Raw genomic sequence first — 24,171 nt, forward strand, 5'->3', positions numbered from 1 at the left:
GCCGTACTGTTGACCGGTTCCACCCGCGTCGCCGGCCCGACCGGCGACTCACCGCACCGGTGGACGTACACGGGAGGGAACCGATGCGACCGAGCGCGAGACGCACCACTTTGGCGGACATCGCCCAAGCGGCCGGGGTCTCCGTCGCGACCGTGTCCAAAGTGGTGAACGGCCGCGGTGACGTGGCGCCGCAGACCCGCGCCCGGGTGCAGGAGCTGCTCCACCACCACGACTACCTCGCCCCCGTGTTCCGTCACACCGAGTCCGTCGCAAGCCCGACCATCGAGGTGCAGTTCAAGGGCGGCCTGAAGTCGTACGTCGCCGAAACCCTGGAAGGGATCATCGACTCCGCCTCCGAACTGGGGGCCTCGGTGGTGATCAGCAAGGCATCCAGTGCCCCGCACTGGGCCCGGGACCTGGTCTCCGCCGGGCGCCGTGCCGTCATCGCGGTCACCAGCGTGTACACCACGGCGCACCTGAACGAACTGGCCCGGTCCGGACTGCCGCTGGTCGTGTTGGACCCCTTGCACCTGCCGGACAGCCGGGTGAACAGCGTCGGGGCCACCAACTTCGCCGGGGGACTGGCCGCGACACAGCACCTGCTCTCCCTGGGCCACCGCCGCGTCGCCTATCTCGGCGGACCCGCCATGGCGGTGTGCAACCAGGCACGCATGCACGGCTACCGCGCCGCCATGGAGGCGGGAGGGGCCCAGGTGCCCGACGGCTACGTCAGGCCGGGAGAGTTCACCTACGAGACGGGACTGCTCGGAGCCGCGGCACTGTTGGGCCTGCGAGAGCCACCGACGGCGATCTTCGCAGGCAACGACGAGATCGCCGTCGGGGTCATCGAGACCGCCCGGGGCCGCGGGATGCGCGTTCCGCAAGACCTGAGCGTGGTCGGCTTCGACGACACGAGCCTCGCCCAGATGGCGTCACCGCCCCTCACCACCGTGCGCCAGCCACTGCGGGAGATGGGCGGTGCGGCCCTGCGTACCGCGCTCCGGCTCGCCAACGGCGAGAAGGCCGAGTCCCACCACATCGAGCTGGCCACCGAACTCGTCGTACGCGCCTCGACCGCGCCGCCACCCGAGGAGCCTCCGGTGCGCGGGTAACCGAAGAGGAGCGGCTGCCGGCGGCCGTGGGACAGGGCGGCTGACGTCTTCCGCGGGGGCCACCGCCCGGACCGTCAGTCCGACAGGGCAGCGGAGAACACCCCGCGTTGAGCCACCAGCCACTCCTGAACGCGGTCCCACCGCTGCCACCCACCGCGCTCGGACAGCGTCCGGGTGCAGACGGGGTCACCGTCGGCCACCCGGTCGGCGACGAAGGCCCGGCAGGACGCCGTGGCCTGTTCGATGACGCCAGGCAGTTCAGCGCGCTCCTGTCGGGAGAGGCCGTAGCCGTCGGCGAGGATCCGCAGTCGCGTCGGGGTGTCCAGCCCCGCGGGATAGAGAGCCGCCGCGGACGTGGGATCGAGTATGGGGACCCAGTAGCGGGCGGTCATGGCGACGTCCCACACCGCTCGGCCGGGTGCCGCCAGGTCGAAATCGATCAGGGCCGCGGCACGGCCGTCGCGGAAGACGACGTTGTCCGGGCACACATCGTTGTGGCACAGCATCGTGCCTCCCGCCGGGTCGGCCAGGGCCCGGGGCCACTCGACGCGGGTGTCGACCGCGACGGCGGCGCCGGCGTCGTGCAGGCGCCGCAGCAGGCTTGCCACCGATCTCAACGCGGTCTCGGTCATCACCCAGCGGGGAAACGGCGGCAGGGCGACATCGCCCGGGACGAAGGTCAGATGCTCGCGACCGTCCGCGGTGAGACGGACGGGCATGGGAGCAGAGTCGAAACCGTGCTGCCTGAGCGCGAGGAGATGGGCATGGAGGGCGCGCGCGGTGCGCGGCGCCGGGCGCTCCACCAGGGCACCGCGGCGGAAGACCGCGCCGGCGTTCACCATGCCGCCGACCAGGGCTTCTGCCTCCGCCCCTTCTCCCTTCGCTTCCTCGCCGTCGGTCAAGACCGATGCCCGTCGACGGATGCCGGGCCGGTCGCGCGCAGCGATGCCAGGAGGCGCAGCCGGTCCGCGTCGGCGCTGCCCGGTTCGGCCGTCCAGATCAGCATGACCGGACCCGGTGCACCGGGCAGCGGGTAGGTGTCCCAGTCCAGGACGATGTCGCCCACCTCGGGGACGCGGAAGGTCTTGGTGCCGCTGACGGACGAGCGGACATCGTGCCGGGCCCACAAGCGGCGGAACTCGGCGCTGCGGATGCTCAGTTCGCCGACGACCGCGGTGGCACGCGGATGGGTGGGATCGGTGGCGACGGCGGCGCGCATCATGCCGATGTACTCCAGAGCCTGCCGCTCCCAGTCCGGACAGCTCCGCTGGCCGGTCAGGGTGTCGTCGAACATCAGCAGGAGCATGTTGAGCCGGTCCGGCGGGTGGCCGGCCGGGTGGCCCAGCAGTGCCTCCGCCATCGAGTTCCAGGCCAGCAGGTCCAGGTGCCTGCCGAGCACGACCGCCGGGGTGTCCATCAGACCCAGCAGTCGCCGGGTGCCCTCCGGCACCCGCTCCGGACCGCGATCCACCCGGGCGAGCACCGGCCGCCGGGTGGCGTGGGCCAGGGCGAACAGGTGCCGTCGCTCATCGTCGTCGAGTATGAGCGCGTCGGCGAGCGCGTCCAGGACTCCGTCGGACGGGCGTACCTCCCGGCCTTGCTCCATCCGCTGGTAGTAGTCGGTGCTCAGCCCCGCGAGCAGGGCCAGTTCCTCGCGTCGAAGACCGGTGACCTTGCGCCGGCCGCCCGGCTCCAGGCCGACGTCACGAGGGCTCAGCCTGCCGCGCCGGGCGCGCAGGAAGTCACCGAGTTCACGGGCGTACGGGTGGGTCATGCCACAAGTGTGCCGCCGTGCGGCGCCGCGAAGGTAGGTCGCACAGTCCCAGGCAAGCGGGAACCACCCGGCCTGCTCGCCGTGGTCCTAGCGTCGTTGCTCCACCGCACGAGATCGTACGAACCCCAGGAGCAGCGCATGGCCGGATGGAACACCGACCTCATCCCCGACCAGCACGGCCGGATCGCCGTGGTCACCGGCGCGAACTCGGGGCTCGGACTGGTCACCGCGACCGAGCTGGCCCGCAAGGGTGCCCGCGTCGTGCTCGCGGTCCGCGACACCGCCGCCGGTGCGGAAGCCGCCCGCGGGATCGGAGGCGACACCGAGGTGCGCGAGCTCGACCTGGCCTCTCTCGACTCCGTACGGGCCTTCGCCACCGAGCTGGTGTCCGACCACCCGGTCATCGACCTGCTGGTCAACAACGCCGGGGTCGTGCTGCTCGGCCCGCGCCGCATCTCGGCCGACGGCTTCGAGCTGCAGTTCGGCACGAACATGCTGGGGCACTTCGCTCTGACGGGACTGCTGCTCGGCCCGCTGGCCGCGGCTGAGGAACCCCGCGTCGTCAGCCTCAGCTCGATCACCCACAAAAGCGCGCACCTCGACTTCGACGACCTGATGTCCGAGCGCGACTACCGGGCGGCACCCGCCTACGGCCGGTCCAAGCTCGCCACCACGGTCTTCGGTGTCGAGCTGGACCGGCGGCTGCGGGCCGCCGGATCGCCGATCGCCAGCGTGCTGGCGCACCCCGGTCTCACTCGCACCAACCTGACGCCGCGCGCCTGGGAACACCGTGGCCGGCTCGGGCGGGTGATCGCGTGGCTCGGTCTGCTCGCCACCCAGTCCGTGGAGCAGGGCGCCTTGCCGCAGTTGCGGGCCGCGACCGAACGTGGCTTGAGCGGCGGCCGGTTCTTCGGTCCCGCCGGATTCTTCGAGACGCGGGGCCGGGTCACCGAGGCACGGCTCAGCCGGGAGGCGGCCGACCCGGCCGTCGGCAAGCAGCTCTGGTCCGCGGCGCAGGAACTGACCGGGGTCCGCTACCTCTGACCCCGGAGACGGAGAACCGCGGGACCGCTGCCCCACGCCGGGCCGGTCCGTCGGCGCCGGCGGGTCAGTCTGCGAACGCGGCCACATACGACGCCACGCACGACTGCGGTGTGGCCAGTGAGGTGACGACATGGCTGTCGACGCTCGCAGGCGGATCGAACGGTACATGGAGCAACCGCTCGGAGCGGAACCCGGCGAGCGCCTCGGCCGGCATCAGGGTCCAGGTCTCGGGATCACGGCCGACCTCGAACAGCACGTTGGACAGGTCTCCGGCGGGCCGGCGGAGTGGGGTCACCGGCACGGCGGCGAGGAGCGCGTCGTGCAGTGGCGGGTCGCTCTCACGGGCGGGAAGCACCAGCCCCCGTGGATCGAGCTGATGCGGGCCGACCGCCGGCCTGCCGGCCGCGACATGGTCGCGCGAGAGCACCGCGTGCACCGGCTCGGACCACGCACGCGCCACCGTCACCTCCGACGAGGCGATCGCTCCTCGCACCAGCGCCACATCCAGCTCGCCGTCGCGGACGGCGGCCAATCGTGCGGCCACCGGGAGGTCGACCAGCTCAAGTTCGGCGGGGCGCTCACTCACGCGCAGGCGCTCCAGTGCGCGGTCGAGCCGCCACATGGCACACGACGCCGTCCCGATCCGCAGGGCCGCGGCCGGTTCTCCGGCGACCACCCGGACCCGCGCCGCCGAGGCAAGGGTCTCCCTGGCCGCGCCGAGCACCCGTTCACCGGCCGGGGTGAGACGCACCCGCCGTGATGTGCGCTGAAGCAGGAGCACTCCGAGTTCGCGTTCGAGTCGGCTGATCTGCTGGCTCACCGCCGACTGCACGATGTTCAGCCGTTGTGCCGCCCGCCCGAAGTGCAGTTCCTCGGCAACGGTCACGAAGTAGTGCAGCGATCTGAGCTCCATCCCCCTGATCTATCACATCTTGTGATCGCTGCTGGTGGGTACTGGTTCTTGTTCGCCCGGGGCGTCGTCGCTGTGATGGGTGTGAGACCGCCGCGGCGGCCGGGGACCCGGCCTCTGCGAGGCGGCAAGACCTGAACGGAGAACACAGGTGAGCCGAACGACCCTGGGAATCATCGGCACCGGCATGGTCGGCGTCGCAGTCGCCCGCCGCGCAGCCGACGCGGGTGTGCACGTAGTCCTGAGCAACTCCCGCGGCCCCGAGACGCTGGCAGATCTGGTCGCGGAGATCGGTGCCCGTGCCCGCGCGGCCACCCCCGTCGAGGCGGCGGCCGCCGGTGATCTGGTCCTGGCCGCCGTACCGCTGGCGGCACACGAGCGGCTGCCCCGAGCAGAGCTGTCCGGAAAGACCGTCATCGACCCGATGAACTACGCGCTGTACCCGGGTTTCTCGATTCCGCGACTCGACAGCAACGAGCTGACCTCCAGTGAACTGGTGCAGAGCCACCTCGCGGACAGCAGGGTGGTCAAGGCCCTGCACAGCATCGGGCCCAAGCAGCTGCTGGAGCTCTTCCGACCCGCCGGAGCCGACGACCGCACAGCGATACCGCTTTCCGGCGACGACGGGACCGCGAAGAAGGAGGTGGCCGATCTGCTGGACGTCCTCGGCTTCGACACCGTGGACCTCGGCCCGCTGGCGGAGAGCTGGCGGAGCGAACCCAACACCCCCCTCTACGCCCTACCGTACGTCGGGCAGCCGCCGAGTGGCCTGAGCCCCGAGGAGTTCGTGGCCTGGGTCCAGCAAGCCGCCGGCGTTCCCGCACCCGCCGCCCGGATCAGGGAACTCGCCGCGGCCGCGGTGCGCGGTCCCGCCGGATTCCGGATGTAGGGCTCCGGGGCCTGTGCGGCGCAGGGTCCGCCGGGGCAGGCCGGGGCACGTCGTGCGCGGCCTCGGTACGGAGCTGGGATGCGGCTCCTCACTCGGAGGTCACTGTCGCCTGCCAGGCCCCGGGGCGCATGCCTGTCGCGTTCCGGAAGAAGACCGAGAAGTTGGACGCGTCGGGGAAGCCGAGGACGGCGGCGCACTGCGCCGCGGTGAGGCGGTCGTGCGCGAGGAGCCGTTTGGCCTCAAGGACGATCCGGTCGACGACGTACGCCTTCGCGGTACGCCCGGTGGCCTTCTGCACCGCCCGTGAGAGGGTGCGCGGCGAGTAGCCCAGGGCACGGGCGTAGTAGCCGGCGTCGTGGTGGTCGCGGAAGTGTGCTTCGACGCTGGAGCGGAACGACTGGAACACCGGATGCCCGGACCGTGCCGCGGCCTGGGGTGGCCGCAGCCGGGCGACGAGCGCGGAAAGCAGGATCTCGGGCAGCTCCGTGGCGGAGTCACCGGGTGGGACGGACGCCTCCAGGAGCAGATGGTCGCGCGCCGCGTCGACGAACGGCCAGTCGGCGTCGGGGACCCTCCAGTGCGCGGCCAGGTCCGGGGAGGCGGCCAGCTCCCGGGTGGCGTGGGTGACCGGCGCGGTCGGCACGAACAGCACGAGGTGCCCGGTCACGCCGGCGATGTCGTCCCACCGGTGCACCGCGCCCGGCGGAATCCACACCGCCGACCGGTCCCGCAGTGGGTGGTGGAGGAAATCCACGGTGACTGAGCCGGGCCCGGCGTCGACGACGGCGAGGACGTGGAAGTCGGCACGCTGTGTGCCGCCGTCGTTCAGCTCGCCGAGGCGGTCGAACGTCATCGTCTCGACCGCGGTGAGGCGGTGCCCCGCGGGCTGGTAGGTCATCTGCCGGATCACGCTCACGTGTCCAGTTTTCACCATCAGGCGACCGGTCCGGCCGATGCCCGGCACGGCGGCGGACGTTTCAATGAACACACAGGGAAATCGCCCAGAACATCGACCGGAAGAGCGCCACCGTGAACACGACGCAGCAGACACTCCTGCCCGCTTACAACCATCGGCCGGGGAGCGGTCCGACCCTGGTGTTCCTGCACTACTGGGGTGGTTCCGCCCGCACCTGGGACCTCGTCACCGCTCGCCTCCCGGGCCGTGACGTGCTCACGGTCGACTTCCGCGGATGGAGCCGGTCGCGCGATCTGCCCGGCCCTTACACGCTCGGGCAGCTCACCGACGACACGCTCGCCGTACTCGCCGACGCGGGGGTCACCGACTACGTCCTGGTGGGGCATTCGATGGGGGGCAAGGTGGCGCAGATGGTCGCGGGCACTCGGCCCGTCGGCCTTCGCGGCATCGTCCTCGTCGGCTCCGGACCCGCCCGGCCCGCCGCACAGGTCACCCCCGAGTACCAGGAAGCCCTGTCGCACGCCTACGACTCCGTCGAGTCCACAGCCGGGGCACGGGACCACGTCCTCACCGCGACCGAGCTGTCCGCTTCCGTCAAGGCGCGGATCCTGGCCGATTCGCGGGCCGCCACCGAAGCCGCCCGCACCGAGTGGCCGCTGCGAGGCATCGGGCAGGACATCACCGAGCACACGCGCAGGGTCAGCGTTCCCGCTCTCGTCGTCGCCGGAGAGCACGACCGGGTCGAGCCCGTCGACGTGCTCCGCGACAACCTGGTGCCCTATCTCTCCCAGGCCGACCTCATGGTGATCCCGCACACGGGTCACCTGATCCCGCTGGAAGCTCCGGCCGACCTCGTGGACGCCATCGTGGCCTTCGCGCCGGCAGCCTGACGATCCCGGCGCGGTGTGCTGTCCGAGCGCCAGACGGTGAGACGAGGGCGCCCCGGCAGTTCGGCCCGGCCGGTGGCCCACAACAGGGTGGGCCAGGGGTCCGCGCCGCCCGGAGCCTGGGGAAACAGCCGGGCGAGCACCCGCGAGCAGAGGGCCGAGGGCGGGCTCCAGGCAAGCCCGAGGCCCTCCGCCACATCGTGCATGTGCACCAGCGTCTCCTGCACGCCCAGCGCCGCGAACCCTTCCGGGTCCGACACCCCGGCGGCGTGGTGGGCGCGGACCCGGGACGGCGTCGTACGCACCATGGCGACCAGCAGCGCGCCGCACGCCTCCAGCACCTGCACCAGGCCGGCCGGGCCCGCGTCACGCTCCGCGTGGACGAAGACCAGGGGTGCGTCCGGCCTCTTGTGCCGGAGCTCGAACGGGACGTGGGTGTCCAGCGGCGGGTTCTGCGGCCCCAGTTGCACGGCGTAGTACAACAGGTCGTTGGCGAGGTGCTCGACGGTCTCCCAGCAGTCCCAGTCCAGCGAACCGGCCCTGCCGGCCCATCCGTGCGGTGATGCTTCCCGAAGGAGGTCCACGGCGAGCCGCACGGCGAGGCCGACGTCGTCCGCGGTGACGGGAGGCACTACCGGTCCGGCTTCCGCTGATCGAGACATGACAGCACCGTACCGTCCCGCCCCGCCGTCGACGGCCGCGGCCGTGGACGGGTCAGCCGGCGACGGTCAGGACGAGCTTGCCGCGGGTGCGGCCGGACTCGCCGCGGGCATGGGCCGCCGCGGCCTGCTCCAGCGGGAAGGTCTCCTCCACCTCGACGGCGACCTCACCGGCGTCGATCAGAGCGGCGATCGCGGTCAGCGCGGGGCCGTCCGGTTCGACCAGGAAGGGAACGGCCCGCACGCCGGCCGTCTCGGCGGCCGAGGCCAGCTCGGGGGAGACACCGCTCGGGACGGCCACCAGCAGGCCGCCGGGGCGCAGGGTCCTCAGGGAGCGGGTGCTGGTCCGGTCCTGCCCGTCTCCCACCAGGTCGATGACGACGTCGACGCCGGCGGCGACCTCCTCGAATCGGGTGGTGGTGTAGTCGATGGTCTCCTCGGCGCCGAGTTCCTTCAGCCAGGTGTGGCGGGCCGCGCCGGCGGTGGCGATCACATGGGCGCCCAGATGCCGCGCGAACTGGACCGCGAAGTGGCCCACCCCGCCGGCCGCGGCCGTGATCAGGACGCGCTGGCCGGTCCGCACGTGGACCGTGTCGACCAGGATCTGCCAGGCGGTCAGCGCCGCCAGGGGCACGGCGGCCGCGTGCACATGGCCGAGGGAGGCCGGCTTGCGGGCCCACTGGCGGGCCGGCGCGGTCACGTACTGGGCGTAGCCGTTCGCGGCGCGCGGGAACCACGGCATGCCGTACACCTCGTCGCCGGGCTTGAGCGTGGTGACGCCGAAGCCGACCTCCTCCACCACACCGGAGACGTCCCAGCCCAGGATCAGCGGGAGCTGCTGCAGGCCCGCCATGCCCTGGCCCTGGCGGGTCTTCCAGTCCACCGGATTGACGCCCGCGGCGTGCACCCGCACCAGCACCTCGGTCGGCAGCGGCTCCGGGCGTGCGACCTCCTCGGCGGCCAGCACCTCCTGGCCGCCGAACTCCCTGAGGATGACGGCCTTCATGCCCTGCTCGCTCATGTCTCGTCCTCGATTCCGTGTCACTGCGCTCTTTCGCCGGGACCGTGTCCCGGCGAAAGAAGGATGGCGCGCTCTCGACGAGCCGAGTGAGTGGCCGGAAGGCCACCCGTCGTACCATTCGGGCCATGACGCATCGTGTCGCCGTACTCGCCCTCGACGGGGTCCTGCCGCTGGACCTGGGCATCCCGGCCCGGGTGTTCAACGAGGCCTGTACACCGGACGGGACCCGGCTGTATTCCGTCGGCACCTGCTCCCTGGGCGGCCGGCCGGTCCGCACGCACGAGGACTACCGGATCGTCGTCGACCACGACGAGTCGCTGCTGGACACCGCGGACACCGTCGTGATCGCCACGCAGGAGCCCGGCCCGCAGCTGCTGACGACCGGCGCGCTCCCCGCGGAAGTCGCCGCGGCGCTGGACCGGATACGGCCGCGGACCCGCATCGTGAGCCTGTGCACCTCGGCCTTCCTGCTCGCGGCGGCCGGTCTGCTGGACGGTCGGCGGGCCACCACCCACTGGGCGCTGTGCGAGGCGCTGGCGCGGCTGTTTCCCGATGTCGAGGTCGATCCGGACGTGCTGTTCGTCGACAACGGACGCGTCCTGACGTCCGCCGGCGGGGCGGCCGGCATCGACCTGTGCCTGCACCTGGTCCGGCTGGACCACGGGGCGGCGGTGGCCTCGGCCGCCGCGCGGCGCTGCGTGGTGGCACCGTGGCGCGAGGGCGGGCAGGCGCAGTTCATCGAGCACCCCGTTCCGCAGGACACCGACCGCTCCACCTCGGCGACCCGGCAGTGGGTGCTGGACCGGCTGGCCGAGCCACTGACGCTGGAGGACATGGCCGGGCACGCGCACATGAGCGTGCGCACCTTCACCCGGCGGTTCCGCGGCGAGGTGGGCAGCAGCCCGCTGAAGTGGCTGGCGCAGCGGCGGCTGGAGCAGGCGCGGCTGCTGCTGGAGTCCACCGATCTGCCCGTCTCCCGGATCGCCACCGCCTGCGGCTTCGGCGACCCCGTCGCCTTGCGCAAGAACTTCTACCGGCACCTGGGCCTGTCCCCGCTGACGTACCGCCGTGCCCACCACGCACCGGAGCCGGAGCGGTCCCTCGCCGTCCTCGGCCATCAGAACCGCGGTCGGACCGTCGTCCCGTAGCGCCCGGCCCGTCCGTCGCCGGTCACCGCACCGGCCGCGGCCCTCGACGAGGGCGTGGAGGAGGCGCGACTCCAGATCGCGGAATGAGGCAGTATGGGCCGCGTGAGGGCGCCGCCCCACGCGGAAGTACCCGCCGCTTCACGGCACTTGTGCGCTGTCGGCCAAGCCGTCCGCGTGTCTGCGGCAGGAGAGAGGGAGCAACAGTTGGCTGGCGAGAAGGCGGTCGCGGTGCCGTCGGCCTGGATGTCCTGGTCCGGCCGTTACCGGCGCGTCCTCGCTCCCGCCTGCGACGTGGCCCTGGCGCTCGTCGTCCTGCTGGCGGCCGAGCGCTACGACGCCGAGTACGACCTGGTTCTGGGCGTGTTGATGGCGGGATGCCTGCTCGCCCGCAGGCGGTTCCCCGGCGCGGTCATGGCGGCCGTCCTGGCGCTGGCCCTGGCCCAGTTCGTCCTGGACAGCATGTCGACCGCGTACGGCATCACCCGGCCCATGTCCCGAGGGTTGCGGCCGGCGTAGCGGCCGTCGAGGGGGGAGGGCCTGGTGGTGACGATCCGGCGGCTGCTGTTGTGCCGGCTCACCGCCTCTGGACGGGGCGCGTCAGCGGGCGATCGACACGGCGAAGGGGGCGAATCCGCCGGAGCGGATCACATGCGGTACGAACAGCACCGCGGCCTCGGCAGCCCGAGCGGTCTCGACCCCGCCGAGGTCGGTGACCCACTCAGGCCGCCAGCCCAGATCTTCCAAGAGCCCGCGGACGACTCGCTTGGCCTCCGCGCTCTCGCCGGAGAGGAAGGCCGTCGGCTTCTGAGCGAGCGAGTCCGGCGCGGTCATCACCGGATAGAGCATCGTGTTGAGCGTCTTGACCACGTGGGTGTCGGGCAGCGCTTCCTGTAGTTGCTCGGCGAGACTCGAGCCCGGGTAGAGCAGCTCGGCGGGCAGCCCGTCCGGACCATCGACGGTGGCGTTGGCGAGGTCCACCAGGATCTTGCCCCGCAACTCCCCGCGCAGGGCGGACAGCCGCTCCAGCGAGCCGTCGCCGGGCATGGCGTTGATGACGATGCGCGCCTTCCGGGCGTTGTCCGCTGCCGAGCCCCCCGCCCGCCCCACGACGCTCACCTCGTGCCCGACACGGGCCAGAGCCGCGGCCAGGTTGCCGCCGACACGGCCGTTTCCGAGAACTGCGATCCGGTTCATTCCGATCCGGTCCTTTCCGTATGTGTCATGCTTCGCGGTGGTCAACGGGTCAGAGTGGCGACGGCGGCAGCGTGCACTCCCGGAGCGGCGGCCAGGAAACTGTCGCTCTCGGGAGTCCACGCGCGCCCTTCGGCGTCGGTGATCCGTCCGCCGGCCTCGGACACGAGAAGTGCCCCGGGAAGCAGGTCCGCGCGGGCACCGGCGAACTGCCAGAAGGCGTCGACCCGGCCGGCGGCCACGGACGCCAGGTGCAGGGTCGCCGGCACGGACGTGCGCACCACCAGCGAGTCGAGAAGCATCGCGGTGACCGAGGAGCCGATCCGCCGCACGATGCTCGCGTCCTCGTCCGGTCTGGCCTGACTGGTGGCCACGAGGGCGAGGCCGAGGTCCGTCGTGTCCGACACCCGCAGAGCCCGGCCGTCCAGACGGGCGCCGGCACCTGCGAGCGCCGTATAGGTCTCACCGGTCAACGGCAGGTGAATCGCGGTGAGGACCGGGCGGTTCTCGCGTACGAGAGTGGCGGTGACCGCCCACTCCTGCAGGCCGTGCAGGTGGTTCACGTTGCCTTCGGCCGGATCCACCAGCCACCACTCACCGGGAGGCAGCGCCCCACCCTGCAGTTCGTCCTCCACCCAGCGAGCGTCGGGCCGCAGGAGCGTGAGGCGGGGCCGCAACACTTCGAGCACCGCGTCGTCGTTGGCGGCGAGAGCCTGCATCAGCTCCTCCCGGCTCTCGTGGCGAACCACATCGTCGAACCGCTCCCGCAGGACCGCACCCGCCGCGCGAACGGCCTCCGACGTCCGTGCCAGCACCTCGGCGTAGACCGAGGTGCTTCCTCCTGCTGCCGCCGCGGAGGCGCTCCGTACCGATTCGGACATGACTGTCTCCCGTCCAGGAAAGGGGGCCGTGGGGCCTGTGGGGGGCGTTCATCGCTGCTCTGTCCCCGCCCCTCGACGGTAGGGGCGCCATCGATTAACAACAAGTGCATGTGAGTAACGCCTAACATGACTGACATGCAATTGGACCTGAACCTGCTGTCAGCTCTCGACGCGCTCCTCGAGGAAGGCAGCGTGGCCGGAGCGGCGGCGCGGCTCCACGTGACCGCCCCCGCGATGAGCCGGAGCCTCAGCCGGATCCGGCGCACGACGGGAGACCAGATCCTGGTGCGCACGGGCCGCGTGATGACTCCGACGCCGTACGCGGTCGCCATCCGGGAGCAAGTGCACGACCTGCTGCTCCAGGCCCAGAGCGTGCTGGCGCCCAGCCGCGAGCTCGACCTCGCCTCCTTGGACCGCACCTTCACGCTCCGCTGGCACGATTCCCTGGTCACCTTCGGCGGGCCCCCGCTCCTGTCCGCCGTCCGCAGCCAGGCACCGGGAGTGAGGCTGCGCTTCATCGCGGAATCGAGCGTGGACACCCCCGAGTTGCGTCGCGCGCAGATCGACCTGGAGGCCAACGCGGGCCGCCCGGCAGCGCAGGACATTCGGAGCGAGCACGTGATGGAGAGCCGGCAGGTGATCGTCGTACGGCAAGGACACCCGCTGACTCGTGCCGGGAGCGTCACCGCCGCGCAGTACGCCGCGGCCGAGCACATCACCGTCTCGCGGCGTGGCCGTCTCGGCAACGCCCTCGACGAGGCCCTCGCCGAACTGGGCCTCACCCGGCACGTGGTGGCGGCCGCCCCCACCGAGGCAGCCGCGTTCGCGTTCGCGCGCGACTCCGATGTCCTTCTCACCGTCCCTGACATCACGATGCGCCCGGCGGCCACGGCGTGCGGCCTGACCCTCCTGCGACTGCCGATCGAACTGCCGCCGGCGCCGGTGTACCTGTCATGGCATCAGCGCTACGAAGGCGACCCCGCGCACATGTGGCTGCGTGACCTGGCACGGACCGCACTGCGCGGAGGTTGACCACTGGGGATGGGCCGTGCGGCGGACCCGGCCCGTCGGGGGAGGCACCCCTTCGGCGCTCCGGGGGCGCCGGGGTGAGCACGGCGATTTCCTGCTCGTGAAACTGTGCGGGACCGCCACCGCGAACACCTCGTCCGTCTGCGGTGTCGCTGTCGCTTCCAGGTCAAGTGGAAGGCGGGGCAGTGTCATTCACCCCGCGGCCATGTATCCGTCGTCGGTGGGTCGCCGGAATGACGCGCGCCCTCCGCCCGCGTTCTGGATCATGTGACGTCGTCCCAGTGGTGGGCGCGGTCACGATCCCGACGTCGGATGCGCGTCGGCCTCGTACGCTCCCTGACGAAGGAGACAGTCCGTGCACGCGTTCACAAGATGCCGTTCCCGTGTCGTCGCGGCGACGGCGACCCTGATGTTCACCGCCGCCGTCGCGGCCGTACCCTCGGCGCGGGCCTCGGCGCTCGCCGTACCGCCCGAGGTCGTTCCCCGGGCCGAGACCGCCGCGCTGTTCGACGACGACGAGGGCGGGAACGCGAACGCCGACGACCCGGCGATCTGGCGCAACTCCGACGACCCGGACGCCAGTCTCGTCATCGCCACGGCCAAGGAGGGCGGCCTGCGGGTCTACGACCTCGACGCCCGGCAGGTGCAGTCGGTCCCCGCACCCGCGGCGCCCGGAGCGGACGACGCCCCCGGCCGCTTCAACAACGTCGACCTGGTGCACCGGACGTCCTCGGCCTCCGGCGCCACGGACCTGGCGGTCGTCAGCGACCGCGGCAGCGACAAGCTGCGCATCTACCGCGTCGACGGTGACCGGCCGGACGCCCCGCTCACCGATGTCACGGACGCCTCGGCCCCGTGGATCTTCTCCGGCTCCCAGGAGGAGGTCAACGAGGAGAGCACGGCCTACGGCCTGGCCACGTACACCGACTCCGCCACCGGCAAGTCCTACGCGCTCGTCAGCCAGAACGCGACCACCCGCATCGCGCTGCTGGAGCTGACCACGACGCGCGACGGCAAGGTGTCCTACCGGAAGGTCCGCACCCTGGACCTGCCCGCTGCCTTCACCATGCCCGACGGCACGAAGTGGTCCCCCTGCGGCGACCCCGGTGAGGGCCCGCAGGTCGAGGGCATGGTCGTCGACCCGGAGACGGGCATGCTCTTCGCCGGGCAGGAGGACGTGGGCATCTGGCGCCTGCGGGCCGATCTCAAGGGCGCTCCCGTCCTGCAGGACAAGGTCCGCGAGTACGGCGTGCCGGCCGCCTACGACGAGGCGTCCGACGCGTGCGTGGCGGGTGACGACCCCGGCTTCGGGGGTGTCCGGGTGTCGGCGGACGTCGAGGGCCTGACCCTGTTGAAGCAGGACGACGGGGACGGCTATCTGCTCGCCTCCAGCCAGGGCGACGACACCTTCGTCGCCTACGACCGTGAAAGGTCCGACGACTACGAGTTCGAGGGCGGCTTCCGGGTGAGTGCCGCGTCCGGGTCGCTGGACGGTTCCGAGGAGTGCGATGGCGCTGACGTGCTCGCCGAACCGCTCGGCAGCAGGTACCCGGACGGGCTGCTCGTCGTCCAGGACGGGCACATGGCTCCGGAGGACGGCGACCGGGAGGCCACGGGCTTCAAGTTCGTCGACCTCGCCGACGTCCTGGAGGCGCTCGACGACTGACAACCCCGGTGGCGGCCCGAGCCGGTGCCACCGCACGCGGTGACCCGGGGCGGCCGACGTCCTCGGACGCCCCGGAGCCGCACGCAGGCGATTCCGCGGCCGCCGACCGCGTCGACGACCGTTCCGCCGCAGCGCACAGCGGGTCTCCGGGCCAGGACCCGCGCCGGCCGCGGCGAAGGGCCCGCCGGGACACGTCCGCCTCGTCGTCGACGCCGACCTGGACCAGGTGGCCGACGAGATCGTCGCCCGCATCGGGTGCGCGGGGACAACCGCGACCGCGTCACAGGCCGCCACGCCACGGCGGCTCCCTTGGTCTCAGCCGTGCCTGAGGGAGCACCATCGTCGGCATGAACAGGCCTCGAGTCGCGGACGGCCCGCGCCCGGGGCCGATGCGTACACACGACTGACAAGAAGCTGTCACACAGGACCCGGAATGCGGTATCGGACGCTGGGGGTTTTCACCGGCATGACAGTAGGAGTAGTACTCAACGCGAGCGACGCGCGGAACCAGGTCGACGCCACGGTGGAACTGGCCCGTGAGGCCGCGGCGGCGGGCCTGCGCTCCGCCTGGTTCGGGCAGACCTTCGGTGCGGACTCGCCCCAACTCGCCGCGATCGTCGGGCGCGAGGTGCCCGGACTGCACGTGGGCACCTCCGCGATCCCCGTCTTCGGACGGCACCCCCTGATCGTCTCCAGCCAGGCACAGACCGCCCAGGCGGCCACGCACGGCCGCTACCACCTCGGACTGGCGCTGGGCACCAAGCTGCTCACCGAGGGCGGCTTCGGCCTGCCGTTCGAACGGCCCATCGCCCGGCTGCGCGAGTTCCTCACCGCCGTGCGGCAGCTGACGCAGACCGGCGCGGCCGACTTCCGGGGCGAGCTGCTCACGGCCGTCACGCCGGTGCCCGCCCGCGTGCCAGGCGCCGAGGCAGGCGTCCCCCTGCTGGTCGCCGCGATGGGGGCGCAGTCCCTGCGGGTCAGCGGTGAACTGGCGGACGGGATCCTGCCCTACCTGGCGGGCCCGCGCGCACTGGAGACGCACATCGTTCCGGCACTTACCGCGGCGGCCGAAGCCGCCGGCCGACCCGCGCCGAGGATCGTCGCCCTGGTCCACGGCGTCGTGACGGACGACGTGGAAGCGGTGCGGGAGAAGGCCACCGGGCAACTGGCGTTCTACGAACAGATTCCGTCCTACGCGCGTGTCATCGAGCTGTCCGGGGGACGCCGGGCGTCCGACGTGGCGGTGATCGGCGACGAGAAGACGGTCGCGGCCGAAGTACGGCGCTACCGGGACGCCGGAGCGACGGAGGTGGTCTTCTCCGGCACGGAGATCGCGGGCGACGCCGACCGGCGGCGCACCTGGACACTTCTGGGTGAACTGGCCGGGTGAGGCCGCGCCTCCGCACGGAAGCCGCAGGGTGCCGCGGGGCACGGCTGTCCCGGCAGCCCTGGGAGAAGGGGGCGACCGGTTCCGGCGACGTGCGTGGCGCGTCGGGTGAGTCTTCCTGGGCCGGGCGTCAATCCCGGCCCGGGACACTCTGCCGGGCTGCCGCTGCTCGCGTCATGAAGTCGGTCAGCGCGGCAGCGACGGCACCGGGCTGTTCGTCGGGGATGAAGTGCCCCGCGTCCGGCACGACGATCCCGGTGGCGTGGTCGGCCCACGGCCTGATGGAAGCCGCCATGTCGGGGATGGAGCCGTGGCTGCCGGAGATCCCGAGAACCGGGACCGACAGGCGCCGGCGCTCCAGCGCTTCGTGGTTCTTCCGAGCCGACTCGGCGGCGTCCCGGTAGTAGGCCAGGGACGCGCGGAGACCGCCGCCCGCGGCCACGGCCGCGGCGTAGTGCTGGATCTCGGCCTCGTCGAAGGTGCCGGCGGAAAGGCTCTTGACCTTCAGGAACCAGCCGACGTACTCCCGTTCCCGGCCGGTGAGCAGTGTCTCGGGCAGATCGGGCACGAGGTGGAAGGCGAAGTGCCAGGTCTTCCAGGCCTGTTCGGGGTCGATCGGGACGGCGCCAGGGAGGGTGATGCCCGGAATCCCGGCGTCGAGCAGCGCCAGGCCGCGCAACTGGTCCTGGTACTTGGAGGCGAGGGAGAAGGCGACCCACGCGCCGATGTCGTGGGCGGCCAACCAGTACGTCGAGACGCCGAGCGCCTCGACCGCGGCGTGGACGTGCGCGGCGACCGTGTGCGTGTCGTAGCTGATGTCCGGCCGTTCGGAGTGGCCCTGGCCCGGAAGGTCGACCGCGATGACGTGGAACCGGTCGGCCAGGGCCGGCATCACCTTGCGCCATGCCCACCAGGTCTGCGGGAACCCGGCGAGCAGCACGACGGTCGGACCGTCCGCCCGACCGCCCTCGACCGCGTGAAGCCGGACGCCGCCCGCGTCGACCCAGCGGTGGGTGAAACGGGCCAGGTCCGGCAAGGGCAGGTCGCTGACCGGGTTGCCGAGGACGCGGGGGGCGCTTGCGGGGTCGTTCATGCCTTTTCTCCACTGGTGCGAGGCGTGCCGATGGTCTGCTGACGGCGTCGGCGGGCTGGTTCCGCGACGGCCGCCCGTCCGCACCCTAACCCATCTTGAACTGAATGGTTCAAGATGGGAGAATGGCGTTCACCAAGAGGGCGGAGCAGGAAGAAGGCGCCGGCATGGCAGGCAGGAAGCAGTTCGACATCGCCACGGCGCTCGAGGCCGCGATGATCCAGTTCTGGCGGGCCGGCTACGCGGACACGTCGGTGGACGACCTGTCCCGGGCGACCGGACTCAACCGCAGCTCCATCTACTCCTCCCTCGGCGACAAGGACACGCTCTTCCTGCGCTGCCTCGAGCGCTACACCACGCGCTACGGAGACAGGTACGACGCCGCGCTGTCCTGCGCGGCCGAACGGCCCCTGGTGGCCGCGCGGGCGTTCTTCGACATCACCCTGGAACGCATCGCCGACCCCGGGCTGCCCGACGGATGCCTGGTGGCCCAGACCGTCATGGCGGCCCCGGGGCTGAGCGCGAGCGTCGCGGCGCGGGCACGGGAGGCGATCGGCTTCCAGCACTCCCGGCTGCGCGCCGCGCTGAAGGCGGGCCGACTGCACGACGAGGCGGCGGAGTCCGCCGCGACCCACCTGGCGGCCGTGAACCAGTCCCTCGCCGTCATGAGCAGGGCAGGGGCGAGCGCGGAGCAGCTCCGCACCATCGTGGACGTGACCCTCGACGCGCTTGCGCGGACTCTCGCGAGCACGTCCGACCCCTGTCCGGCAAAGCCGCCTTCGTCGTCTGCCTGAGCGGAACCTCGTGCGCCAAGGAGCGCGGCGGCCTCCGGCGTCCGCCCGCACCTTCGCGGAGGCTGCCGGAGGGCAGCGTCAGCGTGCGCGGCCGGGGAGCATGGACAGGGCCTGGGAGCGCTGGGCGACGAGGTCGTCGTAGGTGCCGTCGCGCTCGGCCCAGCGGTGCGTCAGGACGCCCTTCACGAGGATTTCCCGAGGAGTGGGGTCCTGCGCGAGCAGATGCATGACCTCGGTGGCGAAGTCGTCCAGCGGCAGCGCGCGCGGGTTCACCTCCTCCTGGCCGGCCGTGGCGACGGCCGGGGGGACGAGTTCGACGACGCCGACACCGGTGCCGTCGAGCTGAGCGCGCAGGGCCTCGGAGTAGGCGTGCACCGCGGCCTTCGAAGCGGCGTAGCCGGGCATGGGCGGGAACGGCAGGAAGGCGATGCCGGAGGTGACGGTGATGAAGGTGCCGGTGCCCCGCCGGACCAGGTGCGGGGTGAAGGCGTCGACGATCCGGACGGTGCCGAGCAGGTTCGTGTCGATCGTCGTCCTGGTCGCCTCGAAGTGCGCGGGGTCGCGCAGGTCCTCCAGGAGCATGACGCCCGACATGGTCACCACGGTGTCCAGCCCGGGGTACCGGGCGAGCACGGCGTCACGTAGGGATGTCACGGCGGAACTGTCGGTGACGTCGACGGTGAACGTACCGAACCCCTCCTCGGCGAGTTCGGAGAGGGCCTTGGGACTGCGGCCCGCGACGGCGACGGTGCTGCCCGCCGCGGCGAACCGGCGGGCCAGCTCCCGTCCGATGCCGGAGGTTCCGCCGACGACGAGAACGGTGCGGTCGGAGAGATTCACGTGCTCTTCCTTTCAGCGCGGGGCGCCGGCGGCGTGCGGGCCCGCGGCGCAGACAGTGAGGTCGTCTGTCCCTTTCGGACAGCGACGCCGCAAGTCTTGACGGAATCCGCCAGGTGTGGCAGGGCCCCCGTCTTCCCTGGTCCTGCCAGGACCCCCTCTGAGACCCACGCACCGCATTACGGTGTCGGTATGAAGGACGACGAATCCGGCAACCGGCTCGGCAGCTACCTCCGGGCGCGCCGCGGGCTGGTCTCCCCGGCACAGGCAGGGCTCCCGCCCGGGGGCAACCGTCGGGTGCCCGGCCTGCGCCGTGAGGAAGTCGCCCTGCTCGCCGGCATCAGTCCCGACTACTACCTGCGTCTGGAACGGGGCCGCGACAAGAACCCGTCACCGCAGGTCCTCGCATCGCTCGCACGCGTCCTGCAGCTCGACGACATCGAGCGGACGTACCTGCTCAGTCTCGCCGCGGCACGCCCCAGGGCGCCGCGCCGCAAGCGGCCCGAGCAGGTGCCGGCGCGGGTGCACGAGCTGCTGGCCCACCTCGAGATCCCCGCGTTCGTCGAAGGGCGCGCGTTCGACGTCCTGGCCTCCAACCCCATGGCCGTGGCGCTCTCCCCCCGCCTGCGGCCCGGCCAGAACCGGCTTCGCTCGCTCCTCCTCGACCCGGAGGAACAGGCCTTCCACGACGACTGGCCGAAGGCCACCGCCGACTTCGTCGCCGCCCTGCGCACCACCATCGGGGACGACACGGACAACCCCCGGTTCGTCGAGCTCGTCGGAGAACTCGCCCTGTCCAGTCAGCGGTTCCGCACCCTGTGGGCCCGCCACGACGTCCGCGGTCTGGACGGAGGCACCACCACCGTCCACCACCCCGTCGTCGGCGACCTCCGCCTCCACCGCGACAAACTCCCCGTCGACGACGTCATCCTCGTCGTGTACTACCCCGACAAGGACAGCGACAGCGACGAGAAGCTCAGGCTCCTCGCCGCACTCTCGCACACCGAGTCCGCCGGTACGCAGGGCGAGGGAAGCCGCGCCGGAGGCCGTCAGGACGGCTGAACACGCCTGGCCCGGACCGGTCGACACGGGCAGGCAGCTCCGCCCGCGGGCACGTCAACCTCGCGCGGTACCGCGGAAGTCGCAAAGTCATCGGCGTACCGCTGTGGGCGGAGGCGTGCTTCAACCCAGTGTGTGACGACGCGACTCGGCTCCGCCCGTAGCTTTTGTGCCGCACCACAAGGCGCCCGCCGACCACGGGCGCCGTACGGGTCACGGGCCGACAGGGGACCCAACGGGGGGACCGGGCCCGCGTCAGGAAGGGACAGCCATACCGTGAGCGTTCGCCAGCACGCCCTCCTCGTCGTAGCGTCCGCAGCCGTCGGCCTCGGCCTCGCTCTCGCCCCCGCGGCCTCGGCCGCGGGCCGGCAGCAGGCCAGTGAGGTCAGCGCCCAGGCCTCCTGCAACTGGCCCTACGTCTGCTTCTACAAGGGCAGCACCAAGACCGGTCAGTTCAAGGACGTCACCTCCGGTTACCAGAACCTCCAGGGCAGCCGGGGGGCCACCAAGGTCGTCAACACGCGCAACGACGACGCGGTGCTGCTGCGCCGCTCCAGTGGCGGCCCGCTGTGCATCCTGCCCAACTACACGATCGATCTGAGGTCGTGGGGCACGGTGACCGGCATCAGGATCCTGAACACCTCGACCTGCTGACCGGGGGACAGGACGCGGCGGCCCGTCCTCGCCAAGCTGGAGGACGGGCCGCCGTGATGTGTTCCCGGTCCGTCGGCCCCGCGCGGTCATGGTGCCAGGCGCCAGAGGGAGGTGGTCTCGGCCCTGCGCGCGGTGTGAAGCGGGTCGGTGGCGTCCCCGGCACGTGGGTGCCGGGGCTCGGTGTCGACCCTGCCCACCACACGGAGGCCTGCCGCTCGGACGGCGTCGAGCAGTTGCCGACGCGTTCGAAGCCCGAGGAGCTCCGCCAGGTCGGACAGGATCAGCCAGCCCTCGCCGCCCGGTCGCAGATGGGCGGCCAGTCCGGTGAGGAAGCCGCGGAGCATGGCGCCGTCCGGGTCGTAGACGCCCTGCTCGATGGGGCCGGTCGGCCGGGCGGGAAGCCAGGGCGGGTTGCACACGACGAGGTCGGCACGGCCGTCGGGGAACAGGCCGGGCCCCCACACCTCGACGCGGTCGCCCGGCGCCAGCCGGCGGGCGTTCTCCCTGGCGCAGGCCAAGGCGCGGAGACTGATGTCGGTGGCCACGATCCGGTTGATACCGCGGCGGGCCAGGACCGCGGCGAGGACACCGGTTCCGGTGCCGAGATCGAATGCCGTACCGGTGGAGGAACGGTGCCTGATCGCCGGTGGCAGCGGTGTGCGGGCCACCAGGTCGACGTACTCACCCCTGACCGGGGCGAAGACGCCGTAGTGGGGGTGGACCCGGGCGCCGAGCGCAGGCACGTCGACCCCCTTCACGCGCCACTGGTGGGCGCCGATCACACCCAGCAGCTCCCGGAGGGAGACCGCCATGGGCCCCGGCGCGGGGCCGTAGGCGTCCAGACACGCCTCGCGGACATCGGGGGCCCGGCGCAACGCCAGGGTGTAGTCGTCGTCCAGCAGCACCAGGAGCTTGCCCAGCACTCGGGCGCGGTGACGGGTGTGACGCCGGTGCAGGTGAAAGGACTCGCTCGGGGAACCACCGGGTCCGGGTGCTGTGCGGTCGACGCGGCGGCCGATCGCTCGCAGTAGCTGCCGGGCGTTGTGGTAGTCGCCCTGCCACAGCAGGGCCGTTCCTTCACAGACCAGACGGTGGGCCTCGTCGGCCTTCATCCGGTCGTCGGCGGCGACGGTTCGCCGTGGAAGGGGGCTGGCGTTCTCGGAATGCCAGCGGGCAGACCGGTGGGTGCGGCCTTCGGTCCAGTGGATGGTAGACACCACGTACTCCTCGTGGTCGAACGTGCGGGGGCACGAAGAGCACTTCGACGAGGAGCAGTCCGAGCCGACGCCTGTCGGGCGACAGCGCTGACAGACGTGGGCGGGGGAGCGGAGAGGCGCTACCGCTCTCGCGTCGAAGCGCGAGAACGCACGTCCCAGACGACCATGCCGAGCATCGGGGTCCTACCTTCCGGAAGAGTGGCAGCAGGCTCGCACAGGTACGGCCCGAGGACCAAACCACATCGCTTCGCCCGCCGGTGCGCGCCGACCGACCTGGAACTCGACGCCGCCCGGCAGCAGTGCGCGCCCGCCCGGCACGCCGGTCAGTCGGTGGTGGTGATGCCCCCGGTGACGGCGATGACCTCGCCGACGGTGAAGCTGGAGTCCGCGTCGGAAGCCAGGTGCACGTACGTGGGCGCGATCTCCTCCGGCTGCGCCACACGCCCGAGCGGACCCTCGCTGCCCAGATGCGCCAGACCTTCCTGCGGCATGTTCGGGTCGGCGACGTTCAGGACCGTCCAGGTGGGACCGGGCGCGACCACGTTCGCGCGGATGCCGTCCTTGGCGAGGTGCTGGGCGATGGACTTGGTGAAGTTGACGAGCGCCGCCTTGGACGCCGCGTAGTCGAGCATGGTGTCGCTGCCCCTGAGGGCTTCTTCCGAGGCGGTGGCGATGATCGCGTCGCCGTCCCGTAGGTGCGGGCGCGCGGCCTGTACCAGGTGGTAGTAGGCGTACACGTTGACCTTGAACGACCTGTCCCAGTCCTCGAAGTCGAGCTGCGAGAGGTCGGTCTGGCTGTTGAGGTGTGCCGCGTTGTTCACCAGGATGTTGAGGCCGCCCAGTTCCCGCACGGTCCGCTCCACCGTCTGCCTGCAGAAGGAGGCGTCGGCGAGGTCGCCGGGCAGGAGCAGACACCTTCGCCCTGCGGCCCGTACCGCGTCACGCGTCTCCTCGGCGTCCGGCTGTTCCTCGGGGAGGTACGCGATGGCCACGTCCGCGCCTTCGCGCGCGTACAGCAGGGCGACGGCACGGCCGATGCCCGAGTCACCGCCGGTGATGAGCGCGACCTTGCCGCGGAGCTTGTCCGCCGCACGGTAGCGCGGCGCCTCGTAGCGCGGTCGTGGGCGCATGTCACGCTCCAGCCCCGGCGCCTGCTGCCGCTGCTTCGGATAGGGCGGTGTCGGCTCGGCGCCGGTCTGCGGGTCGCTGCCTCCGGTCCTGCCGTTGTCCTGCATGGGGGTGAGCCTCCTGACGACGTGGGGCGATGTCGGCAGTCAGGTATCCCAAGGGGGCCCGGCCCACACCCGGCCGGGCCCGCCGGCCTCGTGAGGAGCGGCGCGCACCTCGCGGAACTCCGGCGTACTCGACCACTGATCCGGCCATCCGCGCCCGCCCCTGACGAGCCGCTCCGTACCCGCTGCGACAGTGGAACGCGCTCCACGCCTGGTCGAAGCGTCCCGTAGCAGCCACTTCGTTCGGCGCGAGCTCAGGGTGAATCGTGCTTCTCGCGGTTGGCGAGGACTTCGTCCATGTTCGTCTGCGCCCACTGCCGGAGTCCGTTTGTCAGGCGGTGGAGCGAGAGGCCGAGGTCGGTCAGCTCGTAGGTGACGGTGACGGGGACCGTGGGAGTCACGGTGCGGGTGAGCAAACCGTCGCGTTCGAGGGCGCGCAGGGTCTGGGTCAGCATCTTCTGGCTGACTCCGGCCAGCAGCCGGGCGAGCTCGGAGTAGCGCATCGCCTTCGGAGCGTGCGACGCACCGGACCGGTCGTCGGCGTCACCACCCAGTGCGCACAGGACGAGGACCACCCATTTGTTCGAGATCCGGTCCAGAAGCTGACGGCTGGGGCACACCGCCAGGAACGCGTTGTACTCCGCCTTGGCCTGCGCCGTCTTGCCGGTCTTCGCCGTGGTCACTGATCCGCCTCTCATCCTTCGGGTTGGGTTACGCACTTCAGAGTGCCTACTTCCCATAGGAAAGTATCTCTCCAACAATGGTGCAAGGGGT

Annotated in this window: 25 protein-coding genes; 12 read left to right on the forward strand and 13 right to left on the reverse strand. The window is 71.7% G+C overall.

All coding sequences use genetic code 11. From position 1 onward, the window contains the following. Positions 1-83 precede the first annotated feature (83 nt). Complete coding sequence (locus tag ACZ6IM_RS34360) at positions 84-1,112, forward strand: LacI family DNA-binding transcriptional regulator (RefSeq protein WP_469562107.1); 1,029 nt, start codon at positions 84-86, stop codon at positions 1,110-1,112. Positions 1,113-1,186: 74 nt separating this feature from the next. Here ACZ6IM_RS34360 and ACZ6IM_RS34365 read toward each other — a convergent pair whose 3' ends face one another. Both ACZ6IM_RS34365 and ACZ6IM_RS34370 read right to left on the reverse strand, forming a co-directional pair. Then, positions 1,187-1,954: a phosphotransferase gene (locus ACZ6IM_RS34365; RefSeq protein ID WP_469562241.1), complete on the reverse strand. Its 768-nt coding sequence runs from the start codon at positions 1,952-1,954 to the stop codon at positions 1,187-1,189. Positions 1,955-2,010: 56 nt separating this feature from the next. Beyond that, positions 2,011-2,886 (reverse strand): helix-turn-helix transcriptional regulator, encoded by an 876-nt coding sequence (locus tag ACZ6IM_RS34370; protein ID WP_469562110.1) that lies wholly within the window; start codon positions 2,884-2,886, stop codon positions 2,011-2,013. Between the two features lie 138 nt (positions 2,887-3,024). Between ACZ6IM_RS34370 and ACZ6IM_RS34375 the strand changes: the two genes are divergently transcribed. Continuing rightward, positions 3,025-3,930: an oxidoreductase gene (locus ACZ6IM_RS34375; RefSeq protein ID WP_052838578.1), complete on the forward strand. Its 906-nt coding sequence runs from the start codon at positions 3,025-3,027 to the stop codon at positions 3,928-3,930. Positions 3,931-3,994: 64 nt separating this feature from the next. On the opposite strand, the gene ACZ6IM_RS34380 is transcribed toward ACZ6IM_RS34375, so the two are convergent. Next, positions 3,995-4,843: a LysR family transcriptional regulator gene (locus ACZ6IM_RS34380; RefSeq protein ID WP_469562113.1), complete on the reverse strand. Its 849-nt coding sequence runs from the start codon at positions 4,841-4,843 to the stop codon at positions 3,995-3,997. A 148-nt stretch (positions 4,844-4,991) separates the two neighbouring features. Here ACZ6IM_RS34380 and ACZ6IM_RS34385 point away from each other — a divergent pair, with 148 nt between their 5' ends. Then, positions 4,992-5,729 (forward strand): NADPH-dependent F420 reductase, encoded by a 738-nt coding sequence (locus ACZ6IM_RS34385; RefSeq protein ID WP_469562116.1) that lies wholly within the window; start codon positions 4,992-4,994, stop codon positions 5,727-5,729. Between the two features lie 88 nt (positions 5,730-5,817). Here ACZ6IM_RS34385 and ACZ6IM_RS34390 read toward each other — a convergent pair whose 3' ends face one another. After that, positions 5,818-6,645 carry a helix-turn-helix domain-containing protein gene (locus tag ACZ6IM_RS34390; RefSeq protein ID WP_469562119.1) on the reverse strand — a complete coding sequence of 276 codons (828 nt, stop codon included), beginning with the start codon at positions 6,643-6,645 and terminating at the stop codon, positions 5,818-5,820. Between the two features lie 113 nt (positions 6,646-6,758). Here ACZ6IM_RS34390 and ACZ6IM_RS34395 point away from each other — a divergent pair, with 113 nt between their 5' ends. Continuing rightward, entirely contained in the window at positions 6,759-7,535 is a 777-nt protein-coding gene (locus ACZ6IM_RS34395; protein WP_469562122.1) for an alpha/beta fold hydrolase, read from the forward strand. Here the strand turns inward: ACZ6IM_RS34395 and ACZ6IM_RS34400 are convergent. Together ACZ6IM_RS34400 and ACZ6IM_RS34405 are read right to left on the reverse strand one after the other, a co-directional pair. After that, positions 7,466-8,194, reverse strand: a complete 729-nt coding sequence (locus ACZ6IM_RS34400) for a hypothetical protein (protein ID WP_469562125.1) — start codon at positions 8,192-8,194, stop codon at positions 7,466-7,468. The two genes, ACZ6IM_RS34395 and ACZ6IM_RS34400, sit on opposite strands and share 70 nt — an antisense overlap. Positions 8,195-8,246: 52 nt before the next feature. After that, positions 8,247-9,212: an NADP-dependent oxidoreductase gene (locus ACZ6IM_RS34405; protein WP_469562127.1), complete on the reverse strand. Its 966-nt coding sequence runs from the start codon at positions 9,210-9,212 to the stop codon at positions 8,247-8,249. A 125-nt stretch (positions 9,213-9,337) separates the two neighbouring features. Here ACZ6IM_RS34405 and ACZ6IM_RS34410 point away from each other — a divergent pair, with 125 nt between their 5' ends. Next, positions 9,338-10,360, forward strand: a complete 1,023-nt coding sequence (locus tag ACZ6IM_RS34410; RefSeq protein WP_052838573.1) for a GlxA family transcriptional regulator — start codon at positions 9,338-9,340, stop codon at positions 10,358-10,360. Between the two features lie 204 nt (positions 10,361-10,564). Continuing rightward, complete coding sequence (locus ACZ6IM_RS34415) at positions 10,565-10,876, forward strand: DUF7134 domain-containing protein (protein WP_469562131.1); 312 nt, start codon at positions 10,565-10,567, stop codon at positions 10,874-10,876. Between the two features lie 81 nt (positions 10,877-10,957). Here the strand turns inward: ACZ6IM_RS34415 and ACZ6IM_RS34420 are convergent, their stop codons facing one another. Together ACZ6IM_RS34420 and ACZ6IM_RS34425 are read right to left on the reverse strand one after the other, a co-directional pair. Continuing rightward, complete coding sequence (locus tag ACZ6IM_RS34420; RefSeq protein WP_469562133.1) at positions 10,958-11,554, reverse strand: NADPH-dependent F420 reductase; 597 nt, start codon at positions 11,552-11,554, stop codon at positions 10,958-10,960. A 41-nt stretch (positions 11,555-11,595) separates the two neighbouring features. Further along, positions 11,596-12,432, reverse strand: coding sequence for an inositol monophosphatase family protein (locus ACZ6IM_RS34425; protein ID WP_469562136.1), 837 nt, complete (start codon positions 12,430-12,432; stop codon positions 11,596-11,598). A gap of 135 nt (positions 12,433-12,567) precedes the next feature. Here ACZ6IM_RS34425 and ACZ6IM_RS34430 point away from each other — a divergent pair, with 135 nt between their 5' ends. From ACZ6IM_RS34430 to ACZ6IM_RS34440, 3 genes are all read left to right on the forward strand, one after another. Further along, positions 12,568-13,464: a LysR family transcriptional regulator gene (locus ACZ6IM_RS34430; protein ID WP_469562139.1), complete on the forward strand. Its 897-nt coding sequence runs from the start codon at positions 12,568-12,570 to the stop codon at positions 13,462-13,464. Positions 13,465-13,816: 352 nt separating this feature from the next. Further along, positions 13,817-15,127: a phytase gene (locus ACZ6IM_RS34435; protein WP_469562142.1), complete on the forward strand. Its 1,311-nt coding sequence runs from the start codon at positions 13,817-13,819 to the stop codon at positions 15,125-15,127. A 466-nt stretch (positions 15,128-15,593) separates the two neighbouring features. Further along, positions 15,594-16,517: an LLM class F420-dependent oxidoreductase gene (locus tag ACZ6IM_RS34440; protein ID WP_469562145.1), complete on the forward strand. Its 924-nt coding sequence runs from the start codon at positions 15,594-15,596 to the stop codon at positions 16,515-16,517. 127 nt (positions 16,518-16,644) lie between these two features. Here the strand turns inward: ACZ6IM_RS34440 and ACZ6IM_RS34445 are convergent, their stop codons facing one another. Further along, positions 16,645-17,607, reverse strand: coding sequence for an alpha/beta fold hydrolase (locus tag ACZ6IM_RS34445; RefSeq protein ID WP_469562148.1), 963 nt, complete (start codon positions 17,605-17,607; stop codon positions 16,645-16,647). A gap of 164 nt (positions 17,608-17,771) precedes the next feature. On the opposite strand from ACZ6IM_RS34445, the gene ACZ6IM_RS34450 reads away from it, so the two are divergent. Next, complete coding sequence (locus ACZ6IM_RS34450; RefSeq protein ID WP_469562243.1) at positions 17,772-18,398, forward strand: TetR/AcrR family transcriptional regulator; 627 nt, start codon at positions 17,772-17,774, stop codon at positions 18,396-18,398. 78 nt (positions 18,399-18,476) lie between these two features. Here ACZ6IM_RS34450 and ACZ6IM_RS34455 read toward each other — a convergent pair whose 3' ends face one another. After that, positions 18,477-19,238 carry an SDR family oxidoreductase gene (locus tag ACZ6IM_RS34455; RefSeq protein ID WP_469562151.1) on the reverse strand — a complete coding sequence of 254 codons (762 nt, stop codon included), beginning with the start codon at positions 19,236-19,238 and terminating at the stop codon, positions 18,477-18,479. A 189-nt stretch (positions 19,239-19,427) separates the two neighbouring features. Between ACZ6IM_RS34455 and ACZ6IM_RS34460 the strand changes: the two genes are divergently transcribed. Both ACZ6IM_RS34460 and ACZ6IM_RS34465 read left to right on the forward strand, forming a co-directional pair. Next, positions 19,428-20,297, forward strand: coding sequence for a helix-turn-helix domain-containing protein (locus tag ACZ6IM_RS34460; protein WP_052838560.1), 870 nt, complete (start codon positions 19,428-19,430; stop codon positions 20,295-20,297). A 273-nt stretch (positions 20,298-20,570) separates the two neighbouring features. Further along, positions 20,571-20,948 (forward strand): hypothetical protein, encoded by a 378-nt coding sequence (locus ACZ6IM_RS34465; protein ID WP_052838559.1) that lies wholly within the window; start codon positions 20,571-20,573, stop codon positions 20,946-20,948. Positions 20,949-21,034: 86 nt separating this feature from the next. On the opposite strand, the gene ACZ6IM_RS34470 is transcribed toward ACZ6IM_RS34465, so the two are convergent. The 3 genes from ACZ6IM_RS34470 to ACZ6IM_RS34480 form a co-directional block, all read right to left on the reverse strand. Next, positions 21,035-22,165 carry a methyltransferase gene (locus ACZ6IM_RS34470; protein ID WP_469562155.1) on the reverse strand — a complete coding sequence of 377 codons (1,131 nt, stop codon included), beginning with the start codon at positions 22,163-22,165 and terminating at the stop codon, positions 21,035-21,037. A gap of 323 nt (positions 22,166-22,488) precedes the next feature. Then, positions 22,489-23,400 (reverse strand): SDR family oxidoreductase, encoded by a 912-nt coding sequence (locus tag ACZ6IM_RS34475; RefSeq protein ID WP_469562158.1) that lies wholly within the window; start codon positions 23,398-23,400, stop codon positions 22,489-22,491. 251 nt (positions 23,401-23,651) lie between these two features. Further along, a complete protein-coding gene (locus tag ACZ6IM_RS34480) occupies positions 23,652-24,080 on the reverse strand; it encodes a winged helix-turn-helix transcriptional regulator (RefSeq protein WP_469562161.1) in 429 nt (142 codons plus the stop codon). Positions 24,081-24,171: the final 91 nt, after the last annotated feature.

The sequence above is a fragment of the Streptomyces sp. NPDC042336 genome (assembly GCF_055581985.1).

Bases quoted from the DNA above. Each gene is read 5' to 3' on its own strand.
- ACZ6IM_RS34450 (WP_469562243.1), top strand. From the start codon at position 17,772: ATGGCAGGCAGGAAGCAGTTCGACATCGCCACGGCGCTCGAGGCCGCG.
- ACZ6IM_RS34460 (WP_052838560.1), top strand. From the start codon at position 19,428: ATGAAGGACGACGAATCCGGCAACCGGCTCGGCAGCTACCTCCGGGCG.
- ACZ6IM_RS34445 (WP_469562148.1), bottom strand. From the start codon at position 17,607: ATGAACGACCCCGCAAGCGCCCCCCGCGTCCTCGGCAACCCGGTCAGC.
- ACZ6IM_RS34430 (WP_469562139.1), top strand. From the start codon at position 12,568: ATGCAATTGGACCTGAACCTGCTGTCAGCTCTCGACGCGCTCCTCGAG.
- ACZ6IM_RS34440 (WP_469562145.1), top strand. From the start codon at position 15,594: ATGACAGTAGGAGTAGTACTCAACGCGAGCGACGCGCGGAACCAGGTC.
- ACZ6IM_RS34475 (WP_469562158.1), bottom strand. From the start codon at position 23,400: ATGCAGGACAACGGCAGGACCGGAGGCAGCGACCCGCAGACCGGCGCC.
- ACZ6IM_RS34370 (WP_469562110.1), bottom strand. From the start codon at position 2,886: ATGACCCACCCGTACGCCCGTGAACTCGGTGACTTCCTGCGCGCCCGG.
- ACZ6IM_RS34400 (WP_469562125.1), bottom strand. From the start codon at position 8,194: ATGTCTCGATCAGCGGAAGCCGGACCGGTAGTGCCTCCCGTCACCGCG.
- ACZ6IM_RS34420 (WP_469562133.1), bottom strand. From the start codon at position 11,554: ATGAACCGGATCGCAGTTCTCGGAAACGGCCGTGTCGGCGGCAACCTG.
- ACZ6IM_RS34410 (WP_052838573.1), top strand. From the start codon at position 9,338: ATGACGCATCGTGTCGCCGTACTCGCCCTCGACGGGGTCCTGCCGCTG.
- ACZ6IM_RS34425 (WP_469562136.1), bottom strand. From the start codon at position 12,432: ATGTCCGAATCGGTACGGAGCGCCTCCGCGGCGGCAGCAGGAGGAAGC.
- ACZ6IM_RS34380 (WP_469562113.1), bottom strand. From the start codon at position 4,843: ATGGAGCTCAGATCGCTGCACTACTTCGTGACCGTTGCCGAGGAACTG.
- ACZ6IM_RS34375 (WP_052838578.1), top strand. From the start codon at position 3,025: ATGGCCGGATGGAACACCGACCTCATCCCCGACCAGCACGGCCGGATC.
- ACZ6IM_RS34360 (WP_469562107.1), top strand. From the start codon at position 84: ATGCGACCGAGCGCGAGACGCACCACTTTGGCGGACATCGCCCAAGCG.
- ACZ6IM_RS34365 (WP_469562241.1), bottom strand. From the start codon at position 1,954: ATGGTGAACGCCGGCGCGGTCTTCCGCCGCGGTGCCCTGGTGGAGCGC.
- ACZ6IM_RS34405 (WP_469562127.1), bottom strand. From the start codon at position 9,212: ATGAGCGAGCAGGGCATGAAGGCCGTCATCCTCAGGGAGTTCGGCGGC.